At 61.3% G+C, this 475-nt stretch carries 2 protein-coding genes; both read right to left on the bottom strand.

The features are described 5' to 3' along the window. A partial coding sequence (locus CVH10_RS17335; RefSeq protein WP_219924747.1) for a hypothetical protein occupies window positions 1-259 on the bottom strand: 259 nt, incomplete at its 3' end. Beyond that, window positions 252-475, bottom strand: a 224-nt coding sequence (locus CVH10_RS25695) for a hypothetical protein (RefSeq protein ID WP_219924746.1), incomplete at its 5' end; no start/stop codon positions are given. The genes CVH10_RS25695 and CVH10_RS17335, both read right to left, overlap by 8 nt.

Genomic DNA, 475 nt, shown 5'->3' with positions numbered 1-475 from the left:
CGGAATAGAGCTTCATCAGGTCGAGCTGGAATTCATGCTCGGCGAGGCCCAGCCAGACGAAGATATTGAACAGGACGATGAACGTCCCCAGCCATATCCAGATGGGCACCTGGAGGCCCGCCCAGGTCATCTTGTACTGACTGGCGAGAAGCTGCGAACCGCGGGTGAAATTGCCCGAGTTGCGGGTGATTCGCCCCCGCGCGGAATGGTGCTTTACGGTCGCCGCCTGACCGTTGAACCGGATGTCGCCGCTACGCATGGAACGTCGCCAGGCGCTCCTTCGCGGCTTCGCGAAGCTGGGGTACGACGTCGCCGTGATCGCGTGTGATAATCACGTCGATCGCCGCCTGCATGTACTCGAGAACGAGGACCGCACGGGTGATGTTGAAAGTATGCTCGGCCTCAGCGAAACGGATACCGAACATAAGCGCAGTGCGCGCGGCCTCAGACCGGGAGCACGACCGTTTCGCGGCTA

It is taken from the genome of Halomonas sp. ND22Bw (assembly GCF_003011945.1).
GTDB lineage: Bacteria > Pseudomonadota > Gammaproteobacteria > Pseudomonadales > Halomonadaceae > Halomonas > Halomonas halophila.
Note: the sequence above shows the minus strand (reverse complement) of the source record. Positions and strands in the feature narration are given on the sequence as shown.